16 protein-coding genes are annotated in these 19,339 nt (G+C 71.1%); 7 read left to right on the forward strand and 9 right to left on the reverse strand.

Features of this window, described 5'->3' with window-relative positions; genetic code table 11:
- Positions 1 to 40: 40 nt before the first annotated feature.
- Positions 41 to 2,455 (reverse strand): MMPL family transporter, encoded by a 2,415-nt coding sequence (locus ACFYR3_RS09320; protein WP_355844343.1) that lies wholly within the window; start codon positions 2,453 to 2,455, stop codon positions 41 to 43.
- A 164-nt stretch (positions 2,456 to 2,619) separates the two neighbouring features.
- Between ACFYR3_RS09320 and ACFYR3_RS09325 the strand changes: the two genes are divergently transcribed.
- From ACFYR3_RS09325 to ACFYR3_RS09335, 3 genes are all read left to right on the forward strand, one after another.
- Positions 2,620 to 3,309 carry a response regulator transcription factor gene (locus ACFYR3_RS09325; protein WP_355844264.1) on the forward strand — a complete coding sequence of 230 codons (690 nt, stop codon included), beginning with the start codon at positions 2,620 to 2,622 and terminating at the stop codon, positions 3,307 to 3,309.
- Positions 3,310 to 3,356: 47 nt separating this feature from the next.
- A complete protein-coding gene (locus ACFYR3_RS09330; protein ID WP_389282237.1) occupies positions 3,357 to 4,760 on the forward strand; it encodes an ATP-binding protein in 1,404 nt (467 codons plus the stop codon).
- A gap of 1,036 nt (positions 4,761 to 5,796) precedes the next feature.
- Positions 5,797 to 7,725: a sulfatase-like hydrolase/transferase gene (locus ACFYR3_RS09335; RefSeq protein ID WP_389282401.1), complete on the forward strand. Its 1,929-nt coding sequence runs from the start codon at positions 5,797 to 5,799 to the stop codon at positions 7,723 to 7,725.
- A 153-nt stretch (positions 7,726 to 7,878) separates the two neighbouring features.
- On the opposite strand, the gene ACFYR3_RS09340 is transcribed toward ACFYR3_RS09335, so the two are convergent.
- The 3 genes from ACFYR3_RS09340 to ACFYR3_RS09350 form a co-directional block, all read right to left on the reverse strand.
- Entirely contained in the window at positions 7,879 to 9,435 is a 1,557-nt protein-coding gene (locus tag ACFYR3_RS09340; RefSeq protein ID WP_389282239.1) for an ABC transporter substrate-binding protein, read from the reverse strand.
- Positions 9,436 to 9,580: 145 nt separating this feature from the next.
- Entirely contained in the window at positions 9,581 to 11,272 is a 1,692-nt protein-coding gene (locus ACFYR3_RS09345) for a metallophosphoesterase (RefSeq protein WP_389282241.1), read from the reverse strand.
- 17 nt (positions 11,273 to 11,289) lie between these two features.
- Complete coding sequence (locus ACFYR3_RS09350; RefSeq protein ID WP_355844253.1) at positions 11,290 to 11,532, reverse strand: SCO4848 family membrane protein; 243 nt, start codon at positions 11,530 to 11,532, stop codon at positions 11,290 to 11,292.
- Positions 11,533 to 11,644: 112 nt separating this feature from the next.
- Between ACFYR3_RS09350 and ACFYR3_RS09355 the strand changes: the two genes are divergently transcribed.
- Complete coding sequence (locus ACFYR3_RS09355; protein ID WP_355844250.1) at positions 11,645 to 12,958, forward strand: D-alanyl-D-alanine carboxypeptidase; 1,314 nt, start codon at positions 11,645 to 11,647, stop codon at positions 12,956 to 12,958.
- Here ACFYR3_RS09355 and ACFYR3_RS09360 read toward each other — a convergent pair.
- From ACFYR3_RS09360 to ACFYR3_RS09375, 4 genes are all read right to left on the reverse strand, one after another.
- Positions 12,912 to 14,033 carry a YhjD/YihY/BrkB family envelope integrity protein gene (locus ACFYR3_RS09360; RefSeq protein WP_389282244.1) on the reverse strand — a complete coding sequence of 374 codons (1,122 nt, stop codon included), beginning with the start codon at positions 14,031 to 14,033 and terminating at the stop codon, positions 12,912 to 12,914. The genes ACFYR3_RS09355 and ACFYR3_RS09360 overlap by 47 nt on opposite strands.
- On the reverse strand, positions 14,021 to 14,470 hold the full coding sequence (locus ACFYR3_RS09365; RefSeq protein WP_389282403.1) for a GtrA family protein: 450 nt from the start codon (positions 14,468 to 14,470) through the stop codon (positions 14,021 to 14,023). Before ACFYR3_RS09365 ends, ACFYR3_RS09360 begins: the two co-directional genes overlap by 13 nt.
- A 133-nt stretch (positions 14,471 to 14,603) precedes the next feature.
- Complete coding sequence (locus ACFYR3_RS09370; RefSeq protein ID WP_356785558.1) at positions 14,604 to 15,548, reverse strand: decaprenyl-phosphate phosphoribosyltransferase; 945 nt, start codon at positions 15,546 to 15,548, stop codon at positions 14,604 to 14,606.
- Positions 15,541 to 16,071 (reverse strand): phosphatase PAP2 family protein, encoded by a 531-nt coding sequence (locus ACFYR3_RS09375; RefSeq protein ID WP_389282246.1) that lies wholly within the window; start codon positions 16,069 to 16,071, stop codon positions 15,541 to 15,543. The genes ACFYR3_RS09370 and ACFYR3_RS09375 overlap by 8 nt, the downstream gene beginning before the upstream one ends.
- A 6-nt stretch (positions 16,072 to 16,077) precedes the next feature.
- Between ACFYR3_RS09375 and ACFYR3_RS09380 the strand changes: the two genes are divergently transcribed.
- From ACFYR3_RS09380 to ACFYR3_RS09390, 3 genes are all read left to right on the forward strand, one after another.
- Positions 16,078 to 16,236: a hypothetical protein gene (locus ACFYR3_RS09380; protein ID WP_355844242.1), complete on the forward strand. Its 159-nt coding sequence runs from the start codon at positions 16,078 to 16,080 to the stop codon at positions 16,234 to 16,236.
- Positions 16,237 to 16,360: 124 nt separating this feature from the next.
- Positions 16,361 to 17,710: an FAD-binding oxidoreductase gene (locus tag ACFYR3_RS09385; protein ID WP_355844239.1), complete on the forward strand. Its 1,350-nt coding sequence runs from the start codon at positions 16,361 to 16,363 to the stop codon at positions 17,708 to 17,710.
- Positions 17,711 to 17,760: 50 nt separating this feature from the next.
- Positions 17,761 to 18,516: a decaprenylphospho-beta-D-erythro-pentofuranosid-2-ulose 2-reductase gene (locus ACFYR3_RS09390; protein ID WP_389282249.1), complete on the forward strand. Its 756-nt coding sequence runs from the start codon at positions 17,761 to 17,763 to the stop codon at positions 18,514 to 18,516.
- Between the two features lie 129 nt (positions 18,517 to 18,645).
- On the opposite strand, the gene ACFYR3_RS09395 is transcribed toward ACFYR3_RS09390, so the two are convergent.
- On the reverse strand, positions 18,646 to 19,230 hold the full coding sequence (locus tag ACFYR3_RS09395) for a 2'-5' RNA ligase family protein (protein WP_355844235.1): 585 nt from the start codon (positions 19,228 to 19,230) through the stop codon (positions 18,646 to 18,648).
- Positions 19,231 to 19,339 lie beyond the last annotated feature (109 nt).

Raw genomic sequence — 19,339 nt, forward strand, 5'->3', positions numbered from 1 at the left:
GACACCCCTGGCGTCGGGACGGTTGGGCGTCCGGGCGGTCTCAGTTGACCGCGTCGGCGTCCACCTCTCCCTCCGCCAGCTCCACGTCGTGCACCAGCGGTTCGTCCGTGACGACCACGTGCCGTGCCCGCACCCCGTACGAACGGGCCTTCGCCGACAGCAGATACCTCCCCGGAGCCGGGACCGAGACGATGTACGAGCCGTCGGCCAGCGAGGTCACCCGGTCCAGTTCACGGCCGCCCTTGGACAGCAGGGTGAGGACCGCTCCGTCGACGGGCACGCCCTCCGCGTCGCGAACGAAGCCGTGGACGACCGACGCGCCGCCCCCGGCCGGTGCCGTTTCCTCGGACGACGCCTCGGCCGGCTCCACCGCCAGGTGCGGCAGCCGCTTGTCCAGACCCGCGGGCAGCCACCAGTTGGAGTTGCCGAGCAGGTGCATCGCGGCGGGGACCAGGGCCGTACGGAGGATGAAGGCGTCCAGGGCGACCGCGGCCGCGAGGCCGACGCCCGCCATCGCCGCACCCGAGTCGCCGCTCAGGACGAAGGCGAGGAAGACGCAGACCATGATCAGGGCGGCGGAGTTGATGACCCGGCCGGTCTCGGCCAGGCCGACCCGCACCGCTCGCGCGTTGTCCTTCGTGTGCACCCATTCCTCGTGCATACGGCTCACGAGGAACACCTGGTAGTCCATGGAGAGGCCGAAGAGGAGCGAGAGCATGATGACGGGCAGGAAGGCGTTGATCGGGCCCTCCTTGCCGAGGCCCAGCAGCCCCAGCCCCCAGCCCCACTGGAAGACCGCGACGAGGACGCCGAAGGACGCGGCGGCGGCGATCAGGTTCATCAGCGCGGCCGTCAGCGGGACCACCAGGGAGCGGAAGGCGATCAGCAGGAGCAGGAAGCCGAGGCCGATGATCGTGGCGACGAAATAGGGCAGCCGGTCACCGGTGATGGTGGCGAAGTCCTTCGACACGGCGGTGACGCCACCGACATGGGCCGTCACCCCGGCGTCCGGGATCACCCGGTCCCGGAGGGTGTCGATGAGCTGGTCGGTCCTCGTCGACTGCGGTGAGGTCGTCGGCACCACCTGGATCACCGTCACGCCGTTCGCGGGCGGCAGCGCGGCGACCGCCGCTACTCCGGAGGTACCTCCGATGCTCTTCACCAGGGCGCCCGTGTCACCGCCGGTCACGACCACCTGCAAGGGGCCGTTGAAGCCGGGCCCGAATCCCTCGGCGAGCAGGTCGTAGGCCTTCCTGGTCGTCGTCGTGGAGTCGTCGTTGCCCTGGTCGGTGGCACCGAGGTGCAGCGACAGGACCGGGATCGCGAGGATCGCCATCACGACCAGCGCGAGAGCGGCGATCGTACGGGGGCGACGCTGCACGTTCATCGACCAGCGGGCCGCGGCCCCGCTCGCCCGCTCCGGTTCGGGCCCCTGCGCCGCCAGTTTGCGCCGCTGGCGGCGGCTGAGCACCCGGGTGCCGAGAACCCCGAGGAGCGCCGGCAGCAGGGTGGTGGCCGCGAGCACGCTGAACACGACGGTGAGAGAGGTGCCGATGACCACGCCGTCGAGGAAGCGCAGGTTCGTCACGAGCATGCCCGCGAGGGCGATGCACACGGTGCCGCCCGCGAACAGCACCGCCCGGCCGGAGGTGTTGAGGGCGACGACCGCCGACTCCTCCGGCGCCAGGCCGCGCAGGATGCCGCGCCGGTGACGGGTGACGATGAACAGCGCGTAGTCGATGCCGACGCCGAGGCCGATCAGGGTGGCCAGCAGCGGGGCCAGGTCCGGGATGGCCGTGGTGTGGCTGAGCAACTGCGTGGAGAACAGCCCCGTACCGACCCCGAAGATCGCGATGCCGATCGGCAGCAGCATGGCGAAGAACGAACCGAAGGCGAGGAAGAGCACGACGGCCGCGGCCAGGATGCCGACCATCTCGGCGAGCCCGGTGGGCGGTTCCTGTACGCGCTGGATCGCCTGACCGCCCAACTCCACCTGAAGTCCGCCACGTTCGGCGCCCTGCGCGGTGTCGACGACCTTCTGCACCAGTTCCTTGGGTACGGCGTTCGCCTGCTCGGCGAAGGTGATCTGGGCGTACGCGATCCTGCCGTTGCGGCTGATCTGCGCGGCGCCCCGCTCCCCCTGGTAAGGCCCCGCGACCTTGCCGACGCCCTTCATACCGGCGATCTCGTCCAGCACCGGCTGGATGCGGGAGCGCACGGAGGCGTCCCTGACCGTGCCCGCGTCGACCTTCCACACCACCGTGTCGGTGTCCCCCGCGCTGTTCGGGAAGGCCTTCTCCATCTGGTCGTACGCACGCTTGGAGTCCGTGTTCGGGAGGGAGAACACATTCGCGTAGTCCGTGCCCGCGGTGGTCGCCGCGAAGCCGAGACCGAACAGCGCACCCACCCACAGCAACAGGACCACCAGCCGGTGCCGATAGCACCACCGTGCCAATACCGCCACGTTCAACGCTCCTTAGTCGGTCGGTCGGTCCCCCAGGTCCTGGGCAACAGGATTGGCGGCGACGCTCGCGCGTGGACATGACCCGCCCATGACTCTCAAGGAACTCCAAGGCGCGAACCGCTCCCGCTGTCGGTGGCCGCGCCGATACTGGGGTCATGACCGCCCACGAGGGAGCCACCGTCCTCGTCGTCGAGGACGAGCCGAGCATCGCGGACGTCCTCACCATCGCGCTGCGCTACCACCGCTTCGAGGTGATGGCCGCCGGAACCGTTCGCGAGGCTCTCGCGCTCGCCGAGCGCACCCGCCCCGACGCGGCGCTGCTCGACGTGATGCTCCCGGACGGCGACGGCCGGGCCCTCGGCCGTGAACTGCGGCTGCGGCAGCCGGACCTGGCCGTCGTCTTCCTCACAGCGCGGGACGCGCCCGCCGAGATCGTCGGCGCGCTCGGCTTCGGCGACGACTACATCACCAAGCCGTTCAACATCGACGAGGTCGTCGCCCGGATCACCGCCGTCCTTCGCCGTACGCGGCCCGACGACGTGCTGCCGCAACGCCCGCCGCTGCGCTACGGCGATCTGGAGCTGGACGAGACGACGTACCGCGTCCACCGCGCGGGCACCACGGTCGAGCTCACCCCCACCGAGTACGCGCTGCTGCGGTTCCTCGTCCGCAACGGCGGACGGATCGTGCCCAAGGAGCAACTCCTGCGCCACGTATGGCAGTACGAGCACTCGGCCGAGTCGACGGTCGTGGAGACGTACATCAGCTATCTGCGGCGCAAGCTCGAACCGCTGGGGCCGCCGGTGATCCAGACCCGCCGGGGCGTCGGATACGGACTCGCGTGAACCTGCCCGTCCGGCCCGGCTGCCGACCCCCGCGCTACAAACACGGCGTGCATTCGCTGCGCGGCAAGCTGACCATCGCGAACGTGGGACTGCTGGCCCTGGGCATCGTGGTGGCGACCGCCGTGAGCCTGATGGGCATGCGCCACTATCTCCTCGACCAGGTGGACGCGCAGCTTGCCAAGACCCGCCAGTCACTGGGCGTTTCGCAGCTCACCATGAGCCAGATCGACTCGCTGAGCGCCCTCGCGTTCGTACGCGACCGGATCGGGCCCGCGGTCGACGAGTCGCCGAAGCCGGACTCGATCTTCGCGGCCGTCGACCGGCGGGGCGAGGCGATCGAGGTGGCCGGCTACCAACCCACCGAGACACAGCGGGCGTTCGCCGCCGCCGTGGACGACCCGGGCGCGCTCGCCCGCGCCGACGACCCGCGCGACATCACCGTGCGCGGCGCCGCCTACCGGGCGACCGGGGCACAGCTCGCCGACGGGACGTACGTCCTGTTCGCCGCCTCGACCGACGGACTGCACAAGGGCGTCGCGAAGGCGCTCAAACTCGATCTCGCCGTGGGCACCCTGCTGTTGGCGCTGCTCGCGTGCCTGACGATGTTCAGCGTGCGCCGCCGGATGCTGCCGCTGGAGGCCATGGTGGAGACCTCGTCGGCCATCGCCGAGGGTGATCTGACCCGGCGCGTGCCCTCCAGCCATCATCCGACCCAGGAGGTCGAACAGCTGCGGCTCGCGCTCAACTCCATGCTGCACCAGGTCGAGTCGGCCTACCGGACGCGTGAGGACAGCGCCGCCCAGCTGCGGCGGTTCGTCGGGGACGCCTCGCACGAGCTGCGCACACCGCTGGCGGCGATACGCGGCTACCTCCAGCTGTACGAGAAGGGGATGCTCACCGATCCTGTCGAGCGCAAGCGGGCCTGGGACCGGATGAACGCGGAGGCCGACCGCATGGGCCGGCTGGTCGACGAGCTGCTCACCCTGGCCCGCCTCGACCAGCGGCCCGAACTGCGGTTCAAGAACGTCGACCTGAGCCGGCTCGTACGGGACGCGGCCGAGGACCTGCGCGCCCAGCAGCCCGGCCGTCCGGTGACCGTGGGCGCCGACGGCACGCTGCTCGTGCAGGCCGACGAGTCGGGGCTGCGGCAGGTGCTGGGCAATCTCGTGGGCAACGTACGCACCCACACACCCGACGACGTGCCGGTGCGGCTCGCTCTGGAGCGCGCGGACGGTGTCATACGGCTGTGTGTCGCGGACAAGGGTCCCGGGCTCGCGGCGGAGGACGCGGCGCGCGTCTTCGACCGCTTCTTCCGGGCCGGCGGCGCAGCGGGCAGCGGGCTCGGCCTGGCGATCGTGCAGGGCGTGGTGAGGGCCCACGGGGGCACGGTCGCGGTACGGACGGCACCTGGTGAGGGCCTGGCGGTGACGGTGACGCTCCCAGTGCGGTGATACCGCCGACGCCGATGGGGCGACACCTCGGACGCCGGTGAGTGAGACCGCCGACGCCGATGGGCCAGCACCTCGGACGCCGGTACAGCGAGACCGCCGACGCCGATGGGCCAGCACCTCGGACGCCGGTACGGCGAGACCGCCGACGCCGGTGGGGCGACACCTCGGACGCCGGTACGGCGAGACCGCCGACGCCGGTGGGGCGACACCTCGGACGCCAGTACGGCGAGACCGCCGACGCCGGTGGCCAGCACCTCGGACGCCAGTACGGCGAGACCGCCGACACTCGTGGGGTGAGGTCGGCGACGCCGGTGAGCCGACACCTCGGGCGCCGGTGAGTGAGACCGCCGACGCCGATGGGGCGGTACCTCGGACGCCGGTGAGCCGACACCTCGGACGCCGGTGAGCCGACACCTCGGGCGCCGGTGGGGCGAGCCGCCGACACGCGTGGGGTGGGGGCGGCGACGCCGGGCCGGTGTCGCTCCCGGGACTGCCGTGCAGGCCGGGACGGCCTCGCTCGCACCGCCGTGACCTGCGAGAACGAACTTGGGCAGAAGCTGACCGAAGCGGTTGAACACGGGCCGCCACGGCCCCGTACACCACGATGAGGGCGAATCGGTCTCTTCCGATCAGTCCGCCACGCCACCACCACGCATCGCACGGAAGGACCGCCGGGTTGTCGTTCAAAACGAGCTCTCGACAGCTGCCGAACACGGACGAGGCGCCTCCGCGCGACGAGCCGACGCCGGAGCCGCTCGCGGACGCGGCCACGGATTCGGCCACGGATACGGATACCGATGAGGACGCCGCCGCCTCGGGCGAGGGGGAGGCAGCGGCCGAGGCGGCCCCCGAGATCACCCCGACCGACGGGGCCGCCTCGATCCACCCCGAGGACCCGGACGGGACTTCAGCGGAAGCAGCCTCCGCTGAAGACATACCCGCTGCTGAGCACGAACCTGACGTTTCCTCGGCCGAGACCGAGATCGAGGCCGAGGACCCGGACGGGACTCCGGCGGAAGCAGCCTCCGCTGAATCGATGGCCGCTGCCGAGACCGGCACCGGCACGGATGCCGTCGGCGACGCCGCTCCGACCGAGCCCGAAGGCCCGGTCGCGACGGGTGCCGCCACCGAGGCCGCCGCCGAGGCCTCGACCGTGACCGAGGAATCCGCCGAGGTCGGCGCGGACGCGGACGACGACTCGGCCGTGTCCGAGGGCGCCGCGGAGAGCGGTGCCGACGCCCCGGACGCCCCCGTCGGTGACGGCGCCGGTGACGGGGAGGAGCCTCCGGGAGACGAGCCGCCCGTGCGCGGCCGGTGGCGTGGGTGGCGGGACCGCTATCCCGTCGCCGCCCGCACCCTCGCGTGGACCACGACCGTCCTCGCCGCCGTACTCGTCCTGTTCGCGCTGCTCATGCCGAGTCAGGCGGGCAAGTTCCATCCGACCGAGTTCCTGCGTCTCCCGGTGGAGGCGATCTTCGGTGCCGCGCTGCTGATCGTCCTGCCCCGCAGGCCGCGGATCGTTGTGGCGGTGCTCGCCGGGCTCGCTCTGGGCGTCCTGACCATCCTGAACTTCCTCGACATCGGCTTCAACGAATATCTCGGGCGAGGCTTCAACGTCGTCCTGGACTGGTCGCTCTTCGGCGACGCGCAGGCCTACCTCCAGGACACGTTCGGCAACGGCGGCGCGCTCGGCATCGTGGCACTCGCCGTGGCGCTCGTGATCGCCGTACTGGTCCTCATGACGATGTCGGTCGTCCGGCTGGGCAACCTGGTGGCCCGGAACACCGAGGCGGCGACCCGCACGACTCTGGTGCTGGCCATCACCTGGGTCACCTGCGCGGCGCTCGGCGTGCAGTTCACCGGGGTGCCCGTAGCCTCCGAGGACGTCGCGCTGGCCGTCCAGAACCGGGCGGACGGGGTGCGCAAGACGCTGCGGGACGAAGCCGAGTTCGCCAAGATCGCCAAGAAGGACAACTTCGCGAACACGCCGCCCAGCCAGCTGCTCACCGATCTGCGCGGCAAGGACATGATCATCACGTTCATCGAGAGCTACGGCCGCAGCGCCATCGAGGACCCGGTCATGGCACCGGGCGTCGACGCGACCCTGACCTCGGAGAACAACAAGCTGACGCAGGCCGGTTTCGCGGCGAAGAGCGGCTGGCTCACCTCGGCGACGTACGGCGGCAGCAGCTGGCTCGGCCACTCGACGTTCATGTCGGGCCTGTGGATCAGCAACCAGCAGCGGTACCGCACCGTGACCGCGGGCAGTCACCTGACCCTGCCCGGCGCCTTCAAGAAGACCGGCGACTACGACACCGTGGGTGTCATGCCGGGCATCCAGAAGGCCTGGCCCGAGCAGAAGTACTACGGCATCGACAAGCTCTACGACGCTCACCATCTCGGTTACAAGGGACCGAAGTTCAGCTGGTCGACCATGCCCGACCAGTACGCCCTGACCGCGTTCGAACGCCTGGTGCACAGCAAGAAGCACGACAAGCCGCTGATGTCGACGATCATCCTGACCTCGAGCCACCAGCCCTGGGCGCCGATCCCCAAGACGGTCCCCCAGGACCAGGTCGGCGACGGATCGATCTACAACGCCATCGAGAAGGCCGGCAACAAGCCCGCGGACATCATCACCAGCTCGCCGAAGTCGAAGGTGGAGTACGGCAAGTCGATCCAGTACTCGGTGACGAGTCTCATCAACTACCTGGTGAAGTACGGCAACAAGAACACCGTGCTGATCTTCCTCGGCGACCACCAGCCGATCGCCCGGGTCAGTGGCGACCACGCCAGCCGCGACGTGCCCGTCTCGATCATCGCCAAGGATCCCAAGGTGCTCGACAAGATCGCCGACTGGGGCTGGACGGACGGCCTGCAGCCCGAGCACAACGCCCCGGTGTGGAAGATGGACGCGTTCCGCGACCGCTTCCTGACGGCGTACGGATCCACTCCGCACCCGTAGAGGGACCGACTCCTCATCCGCGGGCGGGGGTTACGGCAAGCGCCGCAACCCCCGCCCGCGGCAGCGACCTCGCGGGAGAACTCGCGTCGACCGTCGCCTTCACCTTCGGAACGCCCAGGCAGCGGGCAGCGGCCGGGCGGACAACGGCAGTTGTCACAGCCAGCTCAGCTGCCAGAGGCGGAATACGCCGGTCCCGTCGGACAGATACTGGCCACCGCCGATGTCCTCACTGCTGATGACGTAGTCCTTGCGCTGCCACAGGGGAATCAACGGGACATCCTGGGCGACGACTTGCTGGAGCCGCCGGAACGCGTCCGTCGTACGGCTGCGGTCTTCGTCCTGCTGGGTCTCCTGGATCAGACGGTCGACGTCCTTGCTGCTGTAGCCGTTCTTCATGCTGTTGCCGGTGCCGACGAGCGGCGCGCCGAAGGTGTCCGCGTCGGGATAGTCGGCGACCCAGCCGACCGCCCAGGCGTCCAGCCCGCCCTCCGCGTAGCGCCTCTGGAACTCGGTCCACTCGAAGCCCTCGGTCGTCACCTTGAACAGTCCGCCCGCCTCGAGCTGCCGCTTGAGCTCGGCGGCCTCCTCGCCCGCGGCACCCCGCCCCTCGGCGAACCCGTAGGTGAAGCGCACGGGCAACGAGACCCCGGCCTCGGTCAGCAGGGCCCGCGCCTTCTTGGCGTCCGGTTTCGGATAGTCGTCGAAGAACGATGTCGCGTGTCCTGTGATCCCCGCCGGGATCAGCCCGTACAACGCGTCGGTGGTCCCCTCGTACGTCCGGTCGACCAGCTCCTCGCGGTCGATCAGCGAGGCGACGGCCTGCCGCACCCGCCGGTCGTGCAGCGGCGAACGCGCGCGCACGTTGAGGACGAGGTTGCGGGTCTCGGCGCTCTCGTCCTCGGTGACGCGCTGCGCGGGGTCGCTCGGCGAGAGCGCGGCGAGCACGGCGGGCGGCAGCTGACGGGCCGCGACGTCCAGCTGCTTGGCCCTCCGGGCCACCTCCAGCGCCTGCGAGTTGGGGTAATACCGCAGCACAATGGGCCTGCCGAGGTCACTGATGGCGCCTTTGTAGCGGGGGTTGGGGGCGAGGACGGCCCGCGTGTTCTTCGTATACGCCGTCAGGACGTACGGCCCGGTGCCGTCGGCGCCCGTGTCGGTGCGCAGGCTGCGCCTCGGGTAGCGGGTGCTGTCGACGATCGACCCGGCGCCGGTCGCCAGCTTGAAGGGGAACGTCGCGTCGGGCGAGGACAGATGGAAGGTGACGGTCTGCCCGCTCGCGTCCACGCTGCCCAGGGTGGAGAGGAGGGAGGCGGGCCCCACCTCGTCGTTGATGCGCTTGACGCGGTCGAAGGAGAACTTCACGTCTCTCGCGGTCATCCGCCGCCCGCTCGCGAACGTCAGGTCGTCACGGAGTGTGCAGCGATAGGTGCGCAGTCCCGTGTCGGTGAACGCGCAGCTCTTGGCGGCGTCCGGAACAGGCTTGGCGCCGCCGGGTTCGAAGGTGAGCAGCGACTGGAAGACATTGCTGAACAGGGCCCAGGATCCGGCGTCGTAGGCACCGGCAGGGTCGAGCGACGTAACGGCGTCCGTCGTGCCCACCGTGATGGTGCGGTCGCGGTCCTCCTTCGCCGGCATCAGCTGCCAGCCGACCACACCCACGCCCGCCAGGACGAGCAGCGTCGCCGGAATCCATAAGCGAACCGATCGCATCGGTGCCCTCCCCAGGCCCACCGCACGCCACTCCCCTAGTGACGCGGATCACCTAACCACAGGAGTTTCAACCGCGGAAGGGAATCGGGAAGAGTGCGCCGGACCGGCGCAAACGATCATTTCCGGCCCGTTTCACAGCGGACTCTCAGGCTTCGCGCGAGGCCAGCTCGACGACCGTGATGTCCGAGGGCGCGCCAACCCGGGTCGGCGGACCCCAGGCCCCGGCGCCCCGGGAGACGTACAACTGCGTGTCGCCGTAGTGGTCCAGGCCCGCGAGTGTCGGGTTGGCCGCGGCCGCGACGAAGTTCCCCGGCCAAAGCTGTCCGCCATGGGTGTGTCCGGACAACTGGAGGTCGACCCCGTGGCGTACCGCCTCATGAATCTGCACCGGTTGATGTGCCAGCAGCACACAGGCCCGTGTCATGTCCCGGTCCCCGAGTGCCTTGCCGAAATCGGGTCCCTGCCCCTCGCTCTCGCCCTGCAGGTCGTTCACGCCGGCGAGGTCGAATCCGGCCAGTTCGGTCCGCGCGTTCTCCAGGGGATGGATCCCCAGCTCCCGCACCTCCCGGATCCACTGCTCGGCTCCGGAGAAGTACTCGTGGTTGCCGGTGACGAAGTAGGACCCGTGCCGGGCTCGCAGCCCAGCGAGCGGGGCGGCCGCGGGACCGAGGTCCTTCACGCTGCCGTCGACCAGGTCGCCGACGACGGCGATCAGATCGGGCTGTGTGGAGTTGATGGTGTCGACGACCTTCTGGGCGAAGCCGCGCCCGAGGACCGGCCCGAGGTGGATGTCGCTCACGACGGCGATCCGGAAACCGTGGGCGGACCGGGGCAGTTTGGCGAGCGGCACGGTGACCCGCTTCACCGCGGGCCCGCGCAGGACGCCGTACGTCCCGTAGCCCACGGTCCCCACCGCGACGGCCGCGGCGGCGCCGCCCACGACGCGTGAGACGAAGAGCCGCCGCGACGGGGCCCGAACGGCCGCCGCTCCGGCCGACCCGGCCGACCCGGTCGGCCCAGGCGGCCCAGGCGACCCGGCCTGCTCCGCCGGTCCCGAATGCTCCGCCAGTGCCGACTTTTCCGCCGGTCCCGGCTGCTCCGCAGGTGCAGCCAGTTCCGTCGGTCCCGCCGACTGTTCCGCCGGTCCCGAATGCTCCGCCGGTCCCGACTTTTCCCCCGGTGCCGGCTGCTCCGCAGGTGCCGCCGACTGTTCCGCCGGTGCCAGCTGCTCTGCAGGTGCCGACAGTTCCGTCGGTCCCGCCGGCTGCTCCGCCGGTCCCGGCTGCTCCGCAGGTGCCGACCGTTCCGTCGGTCCCGCCGACTGTTCCGCCGGTGCCAGCTGCTCTGCAGGTGCCGACCGTTCCGCCGGTCCCGCCGACTGTTCCGCCGGTGCCGACTGTTCCGCATGCTCCGGCGAAGGGGACGCGCCGGAGCGGGAACGTACGGTCGGGCGCGGCGCCGCTCCCTCGGCCAGGGCGGGGGTCGCGGCTCCGTCGGTCTCCCGGCGTCCGGCAGCCCCGCGCTCCACGGCCCACCGCAGGAGAGGTCGTACGACCTCCCCGGCCAGCAGTGCCAGCAAGAGGTAGAGGGCCAGCGCCATCCACAGGAACCCGGGCCAGGACAGCGTCTGCTGGAGCCAGAAGGGAGCCCCCGCCCGCTCGCTCGCGACGGCGCCGATCATCAGCAGCGGTCCGGCGACGAAGACGGCCGCGCCCACCCGGCGGACCGCTCCGGGGCCGCTCGTGGTGTCCCGGATCAGCCGTCGCCAGGCATACCAGTGCAGCCCGCCCAGCACGGCCAGCGCGGCCACGCCCGCCAACACGAACAAGATGACCATGACGTCGTATGCCCCCGTTATGACGTCTGGCGCAAAGCGCGTACGCCGCGCAACCCAATGACCCCGACGACCGTCCCCAAGACAAACGAAACGACGGCGAGCGTCAGATGCACCCAGAAGTACGCCGTCGGATCGCCCGCGCCATCGAACGCGAGCCCGCTGACGTCTTGGTACAGATTCTTAACGAAAGTGACCCAAATGACCCAACTCCACACCCCGAAGGCGAGCAGGAACCAGGACACGGGGCGGCTGAGCTTCATGCGTTCAGTATCACCGTCGCCCACCGTGATCCGGCGCCGGGGTGGAGAGGGCGAGACGGCTTCCCTGAATGGTGATGGGACTTCCGGTCACGACCCCTGTAATTTCTCGATCGTGTCTGCCTCGAAAAAGACCATCCGGCGATCCCTGTTGGTCGCTTCCGCCACCTTGTTGACCCTTTCGCTCACCGCGCCCGCGTTCGCCGACGCCGTCGACGACCCGACCCCGACGGAGAGCCCCACGGCCTCGCCGTCCGCCACTCCCCCGGCGACCATGTCGACCCTCGGCGGTGAGCAGCTCGGCCGGCCCGGCAGTCAGGTGAACCTCGGCGACGGCGCCCCCGTCCTGCCCAAGGACATCACCGCCCGCTCCTGGATCGTCGCCGACGCGGAGTCGGGCGACGTCCTGGCCGCGCACAACGCGCACTGGCGGCTGCCCCCGGCAAGCACCCTGAAGATGCTGTTCGCCGACACGGTGCTGCCCAAGTTCCCGAGGACCACCCCGCACAAGGTGGTCTCCTCCGACCTGGCGGGCATCGGCGCGGACTCCAGCATGGTGGGCATAAAGGAGAACGAGACGTACACCGTCCACGATCTGTGGCTCGGTGTCTTCCTGCGTTCCGGCAACGACGCCGTTCATGTGCTGTCCGCGATGAACGGCGGCGTCGACGAGACGGTCAAGGACATGCAGGCGCACGCAGAGGACCTCCAGGCCCTCGACACGCACGTGATGAGCCCGGACGGCTACGACGCGAGGGGCCAGGTGTCGTCGGCGTACGACCTGACGCTGTTCGCCCGTTCGGGTCTCCAGAAGAAGGACTTCCGGGAGTACTGCGCGACGGTGCGGGCGAAATTCCCCGGCGCGACGACCAAGAACAAGAAGGGCACGACCAGCCGCGCGTCCTCCGAGATCCGGAACACCAACCGGCTGCTGTCCGGTGACAGCGACATCACCGCGTACCAGGGCATCGCGGGTGTGAAGAACGGCAACACCACCAACGCGGGCGCCACCTTCACGGGTGTCGCCGAGCGCGGCGGCAAGGTGCTGCTCGTCACGGTCATGAACCCGGAGAAGAAGGAGCACAACGAGGTCTACAAGGAGGCCGCGCGGCTGCTCGACTGGGGATTCCAGGCCGCGGGCAAGGTCCAGCCGGTGGGCGAACTGGTCCCGCCCAAGGGCGTCGACACCACCGCGCAGCCGGGCGCGAAGGCATCGGGCGGGGCGAGTTCCGGCACGGGCTCCGCCACGAACTCCGCGAACGCCTCCACGAAGCCGGTGGCGGCCTCCACCGGCGCGACGAAGGGCGGTTCGACCGGCGTCGGCGTCGCGCTCGGCGTCGCGGGCGGCTTCCTCGCCCTGCTCGCGGCGGGCATCTTCCTGGTCAACCGCCGCTGGCCGCTGCCCGACCTGGTGCGCCGCCGCCGCTGACCACCCGGGGCTCCGGAGTCTTCGCGTTCTTCGGAGCCCCCGAGGCCCTCCGGCCCTCCGAGCCGGACGGTTCGGCGGAGCCGGCCGGTTCCGCCGAGTCGGCCGGTTCCGCCGAGTCGGCCGGTTCTCGTGAGCCGGCCGGTTCTCGTGAGCCGGCCGGTTCGTCCGGACCTGCTGCTTCGTCCGGACCAGCCGGTTCGTCCGGACCCGCCGCTTCCTGTGCCGAATCCCCGCTCGGCGTAGCCGTCCAGGCGGCGGAGTACAGGAGCAGTTTCGACGTGAAGTTGATCCACAGGAGCAGCGCGATCGGCACCCCGAAGGCGCCGTACATGCTCTTCGACGCCACACCTCGCATATAGCCGCTGAGCAGCAGCTTGAGCAGCTCGAACCCGACGGCGCCGATCAGCGCCGCGACGATCAGCCGACGGCGCGGCGGCTCGACGCCGGGCAGCAGCGTGAGGACGTACAGCAGGACCAGGAAGTCGGCGAGCACGGCCACCGCGAAGGCCATGACCTGGAGCAGGGTGCTCCCCCAGCCGTGCTCGTCGAGGCCCACGTGCCGCGCCGACCAGCCCATCGCCGTGGACGCGAGCGTGGAGACGGCGATGGTGAGCAGCACGGCGCCGCCCAGACCGACGAGTACTCCGGCGTCCTTGAGCTTGCGCACGAAGGGGTTCTCATCGCTGTCGGGCAGCTCCCAGACCGCCCGCAGGCACTCCCGCATCGAGCCGACCCAGCCGATGCCGGTGACCAGCAGCAGGGCACCCGCCACGACCCCGATCGTGGCGGCGTTCTGGACCAGGTTGTGAATGTCGAGCTGGTCGGAGATGCCCGGCACCTGGTCGGCGAGCTTGTTCTGGAGGTCCTTCTGCTGCTGGGTGCTCAGCGTGGCGGCGCCGATCGCCGCGGCCACGGTCAGCAGCGGGAACAGCGCCACGAAGCTGATGAAGGTCATCGCCGCGGCGAGCCGTGTCCATTTCACCCGGTCCAGCCGCTCGTACGACCGCCACGCGTGCGTGGCCATCAGGCGCACGACCAGGGGCCCCACGCCGGGAATCTTTTTCAGCCAGTCCATGATCCGACTCTGCCCTCGCCTCGGAAAACCAGTGACCGGGTACCCCAAAAACGCAGGACAGTGGCGAGCGCCATACCGATTCCCGCACCCGAGACGGTGTCCGCGCGCGGTGAGGTGTACCCGAGCCCGTAGTGACTGACGGCGAGGCACAACAGCTGCACGAGCGCGCCCGCGATGTTCACCGCGAAGAAGACCACGTACGGGCGCGGGCCGCGGGCCGCCGCGTGCCGGTAGGTGCCGAGCGCGTTTCCGGCGTACGCCACCGAACAACCCGCCAGGAAGGAGAGCGCCTTGGCGGTCAGCGGATCAAGACCCACCGGGCCGCGCAGCCAGAGAAAGAGGCCGAGGTCGGCGGCGTAGGCGAGGACACCGACCGCGGCGAAACCGAGGAGCTCACTCAGGAACCGCTGCCGGGGGCGGGTCGCCCCCGGGGCCATCACCGGTTCCATGGCGGCGGGCTCCATGACAGCCGGCTCCATGGCAGCGGTCCCCGCCCCGGGTCGACCGGCGTGGCGACGTCCGCCAGGCGGGCGACGGGGAGCCCGGAGCCGGGCCGGTCCCCGGTGACGCTCACCAGTTCGCCACCGCGAGCCCGTACATCGCCAGCCACACCAGGCCGATGAGGGCGAGCGGGCGGTCCCGCAGGACCACGTCCTCCGGCTCGCCAGCCGTGCCCCGGTCGGCGAAGACGGCGTAGCGCAGGACGGCCAGGATGAAGGCGACCATGGACAGCTGACGCCACGGCAGCACACCGGTGCTCGGCACTCCGCCCTCCTCCAGGGCCCACAGGCAGTAGCCGAGGACGGACACCCCGGCGGCCAGCTGCCAGACGAAGCGCAGGTAGCCGGTCGTGTACTCGGTGAGCAACGCGCGCGTGGCGCCCGCTTTCCCCGCCATCTGCACGGCTTCGGAATAACGCTTCGCCGAGACCATGAACAGCGCCCCGAAGCCGGTGGTGATCAGGAACCAGCGCGAGAGCGGGATACCGAGGGCCAGACCACCGATCATCGCCCGCATCAGGAACCCGGTCGTGACGACGACGAGGTCCACGACGAGCACGTGCTTCAGGCTGACGCAGTACGCCAGTTGCATGCCGATGTACGCGATCAGCAGCGCGCAGACGGCCGGTGGGCAGAGCCAGGCGGCGACGGCGGGCACGAGCGCCCCGAGGGTGCCCCCGACGGCGTACGCGACCGGGACGGGGACCTGGCCCGCGGCGACCGGGCGGTGGCGCTTCACCGGGTGGGCGCGGTCGGCGACGGCGTCCCGGGCGTCGTTGATCAGGTAGACAGCGGCGGCGCAGGCGGTGAACAGGGCGAAGACAAGGGCGAGTTGGCCGAGCGCATGCTGCGAGAAGAGTCGGCCCGCGGCGGCCGGGGCGGCCGCGACGAGCACGTTCTTCACCCACTGGCGGGGACGCGCGGTCCTGACGAGACCCCGGATGAGCCCTGCCAGGCTCCTCGGCGGCGGGGCGACGGCCGGGGTGCGCTCCAGGAGCGCCGTGCGCTCAGCCATGGCCGGCCCCGATCCAGCGGGCGCCCAGTCCGGCCGCCGCGGCGCCCAGCGCCGCACCGGCGGCGACATCCGTGGGGTAGTGGACGCCGACGACGAGGCGCGACAGGCACATGGCGGCCGCGAGCGGCGCGACGACGTACCCGCCGAGCGTGCCGTAGGCGACCGCCGCGGCGGCCGCGGAGGTGGCGTGCGAGCTGGGGAAGGAGTGCCGTCCGGCCGTGCGGACCCGGGGTTCCACATGCGTGGGACGCGGGCGGCGCACGATCCGCTTCACCCCCATGCTCGCGAGGTGGGTGGTGGCGATGAGCGCCGTCGCGCGCAACCACGCGCCGCGCCGCTCGCGGTCGGCGGCCGCCCCCGCGAGGCCCGCGGCGAGCCACAGCGCGCCGTGCTCCCCGCTCCGGGACAGAACGCGCGCGACGGCCGCGACGCGCGCGTCCATGCCGTACGCGTGGAGTGCGGACAGCAGCCGGCGGTCCAGGTCATCGAGTCGGCGGTCCATGTCGTCACGCCGCCGGTCCATGCCGTCGTGATCGTCATGGCCGTCAATCCATTGATCCATGCCGCCTCGGTGGCCGGGGCCGTCACGCCGCTGATCCATGCCGCCGCCGCGGTGGCCATGGTCGTCAAGCCGCCGATCCATCTCGTCACGGTCGTCAAGGTCGTCCATGTGATCGCACTCTTCTAGGGAGTGGTCGCAGAATTACGGCAATCTTTGACGACATCCCATTAATCACCCATTTCGGTGAGGAGCCGTGAGGGTTGGGTAGATTGCCCCGTTGTGCACCCTTGGCGGCGCTACGGTCACGGTCATGCCTGCCGACACCGTCTCCGTCACGGGTTGGGGCCGCACCGCCCCGACCACCGCCCGTCTGGTCCGCCCGCGCTCCTACGAGGAGGCGGCGGCGGCCGTCCGGGAGTGCGGGGCGCGGGGAGGGATCGCCCGGGGGCTCGGGCGGGCGTACGGCGACGCAGCACAGAACGCGGGCGGGGCGGTGCTCGACATGACGGGCCTGGACCGGATCCACGCCATCGACGTGGACGGCGGCACGGTCCTGTGCGACGCGGGGGTGTCCCTGCACCGGCTCATGGAGGTCCTGCTCCCCCTCGGCTGGTTCGTGCCGGTGACACCGGGGACCCGCTATGTGACCGTGGGCGGCGCGATCGGCGCGGACATCCACGGCAAGAACCACCACGGGTCGGGCTCGTTCGCCCGCCACGTCCTGTCCTTCGAGCTGCTTACCGCGGACGGCGGGATCCGGACGGTCGGGCCCGGCACCCCCCTCTTCGACGCCACCGCGGGCGGCATGGGCCTGACCGGTGTGATCCTCACGGCGACCGTCCGCCTCCAGCCGGTGGAGACCGCCCTGATGTCCGTCGACACCGAACGCACGGTGGACCTGGACGACCTGATGGCCCGTCTCACCGCCACCGACCACCGGTACCGCTACTCGGTCGCCTGGATCGATCTCCTCGCGCGCGGCGCGCGAATGGGGCGCTCGGTCCTGACCCGCGGCGACCACGCGCCGCTGGACTCGCTGCCCCCGCGCGCCCGCAGGCACCCGCTGGCGTTCCGCCCCTCGCACCTGCCGGCCGCTCCCGCGTTCGTACCGGAGGGACTCCTCGGGCGGACGACGGTGGGCCTCTTCAACGAGCTCTGGTACCGCAAGGCGCCCCGCGCGCGGACCGGTGAACTCCAGCGGATCCCCGCCTTCTTCCATCCCCTCGACGGGGTGCCGCACTGGAACCGCGTCTACGGGCGCGGTGGCTTCGTCCAGTACCAGTTCGTCGTCGGACACGGCCGGGAGGAGACCCTGCGCCGGATCGTGCGGCGCATCTCCGAGCGCCGTTGCCCGTCCTTCCTCGCCGTCCTGAAGCGCTTCGGAGAGAGCGATCCGGGCTGGCTGTCCTTCCCGATGCCCGGCTGGACCCTGGCCCTGGACATCCCTGCGAACCTGCCGGGCCTCGGCGCCTTCCTCGACGAGCTGGACGAGGAGGTGGCGGGCGCCGAGGGGCGCGTGTACCTCGCCAAGGACGCGCGGTTGCGGCCCGAACTGCTGGCCGCGATGTATCCGCGGCTCGGCGCGTTCCGGTCCCTGCGGCAGGAGCTGGACCCGCGGGGAGTCTTCACCTCGGACCTGTCCCGCCGCCTGTGCCTGTAGAGCGCCCTGCCCCGCCGCCCGTCTTCGTTCCCTCGTCTCCAGGAGCTGTCATGAAGGACGCCTTCGGTATCCCCCAGTCCCTGCTGATCCTCGGCGGCACGTCCGAGATCGCGCTGGCCACCGCGCGCCGGCTGATCACCCGGCGCACCCGCACGGTGTGGCTCGCCAGCCGGCCGACGCCCGCCCTGGCGGAGGCCGCCGAGCAGCTGCGCCGACTGGGGGCGGACGCGCGTACCGTCGCCTTCGACGCCCTGGATCCCGAGTCCCACGAGGCCGTGCTCGGCAAGGTCTTCGCCGAGGGCGACATCGACATGGTGCTGATGGCCTTCGGGGTGCTCGGCGACCAGGCCGTGGACGAGAAGGAACCGGCCCTGGCGGTGCGGGTCGCGCAGACGAACTACACGGGCGCGGTGTCGTCCGGTCTGGTGTGCGCGCGGGCGTTGCAGGCGCAGGGGCACGGCTCCCTGGTGGTGCTGTCCTCGGTCGCGGGCGAACGCGCCCGCCGCTCGAACTTCATCTACGGCTCCAGCAAGGCGGGCCTGGACGCCTTCGCGCAGGGTCTCGGCGACGCCCTGTACGGCACGGGCGCGCACGTCATGGTCGTACGCCCCGGGTTCGTCCGTACGCGGATGACGGCCCATCTGGCGGAGGTGCCGCTGTCGACCACCCCGGAGGCGGTGGCCGCGGCGATCGAGCTGGGGCTGCGGCGCCGCTCCGAGACGGTGTGGGTGCCGGGGGCCCTCCGGATGGTCATGTGGGCGCTGCGGCACACGCCACGAGCGGTGTTCCGGCGACTGCCGATCTGAGGTTCCGCCGACGGGCCGGGACCAGGGAGGCCGGGACGCCCACAGGCGGGGATCACGGAGGCCGGGCCGCCGTAGCCCAAGGCGCAGTAGCCCGGGCCTCGGAGACCGGGAGCGATCGGGCCGGTCGGCCTAGAGCGCCGGCAGTGTGGTGTCCCGCTCGGGCGCGGACGCCTGCGGGGGCACCACGGCGGTGCCGCCGAAGACGAATTCGCGGAGCTTGCGCCACACGCCGTCGGCGCCCTGCTCGTAGAGCGCGAATCCGGTGCAGGGCCACCCGGCCTCGTACCCGGAGAGCTCCTCGAAGGCGTGGTCCATCGCCTCGTCGTCGATGCCGTGCGCCACGGTGACATGCGGGTGGTACGGGAACTGCAGCTCGCGGGCGACGGGTCCCGAGGCGTCCCGGACCTGCTTCTGTAGCCAGGCGCAGGCCTCCGCGCCGTCGGCCACCCGTACGTACACGACCGGCGACAGGGGGCGGAAGGTGCCCGTGCCGGACAGCCGCATCGGGAACGGGCGCCCGGCGGACGCGACCTCGACGAGGTACGCCTCGATCGCGGGCAGCGCCGAGTCCTCGACCTCGGTCGGCGGCAGCAGGGTGACGTGCGTGGGAATGCCGGAAGCCGCGGGGTCGCCGAAGCCCGCGCGCCGCTCCTGGAGCAGGCTGCCGTGAGGCTCCGGGACCGCGATCGACACGCCGATCGTTACGGTCCCCACGTCGTCTCCTGTCGTTGTCGATGGTCAGGGCTGTTCGGTCCGGTGGTGCTGCGCGGGCGGAGGCGGTTGCTCGGCCTGCCCGGCTTTCGACTGTACGGCGGTATGACCC

Origin of the sequence: Streptomyces sp. NPDC005784 (assembly GCF_042871525.1) — a bacterium.
Taxonomy (GTDB): Bacteria; Actinomycetota; Actinomycetes; order Streptomycetales; family Streptomycetaceae; genus Streptomyces.

Coding starts and splice junctions, on each gene's coding strand:
- ACFYR3_RS09340 (WP_389282239.1), bottom strand. CDS start 9,435: ATGCGATCGGTTCGCTTATGGATTCCGGCGACGCTGCTCGTCCTGGCG.
- ACFYR3_RS09385 (WP_355844239.1), top strand. CDS start 16,361: ATGCCTGCCGACACCGTCTCCGTCACGGGTTGGGGCCGCACCGCCCCG.
- ACFYR3_RS09375 (WP_389282246.1), bottom strand. CDS start 16,071: ATGGACCGGCGGCGTGACGACATGGACCGCCGACTCGATGACCTGGAC.
- ACFYR3_RS09335 (WP_389282401.1), top strand. CDS start 5,797: ATGGCCGCTGCCGAGACCGGCACCGGCACGGATGCCGTCGGCGACGCC.
- ACFYR3_RS09350 (WP_355844253.1), bottom strand. CDS start 11,532: ATGAAGCTCAGCCGCCCCGTGTCCTGGTTCCTGCTCGCCTTCGGGGTG.
- ACFYR3_RS09370 (WP_356785558.1), bottom strand. CDS start 15,548: ATGGCTGAGCGCACGGCGCTCCTGGAGCGCACCCCGGCCGTCGCCCCG.
- ACFYR3_RS09325 (WP_355844264.1), top strand. CDS start 2,620: ATGACCGCCCACGAGGGAGCCACCGTCCTCGTCGTCGAGGACGAGCCG.
- ACFYR3_RS09345 (WP_389282241.1), bottom strand. CDS start 11,272: ATGGTCATCTTGTTCGTGTTGGCGGGCGTGGCCGCGCTGGCCGTGCTG.
- ACFYR3_RS09365 (WP_389282403.1), bottom strand. CDS start 14,470: ATGGCCCCGGGGGCGACCCGCCCCCGGCAGCGGTTCCTGAGTGAGCTC.
- ACFYR3_RS09390 (WP_389282249.1), top strand. CDS start 17,761: ATGAAGGACGCCTTCGGTATCCCCCAGTCCCTGCTGATCCTCGGCGGC.
- ACFYR3_RS09360 (WP_389282244.1), bottom strand. CDS start 14,033: ATGGACTGGCTGAAAAAGATTCCCGGCGTGGGGCCCCTGGTCGTGCGC.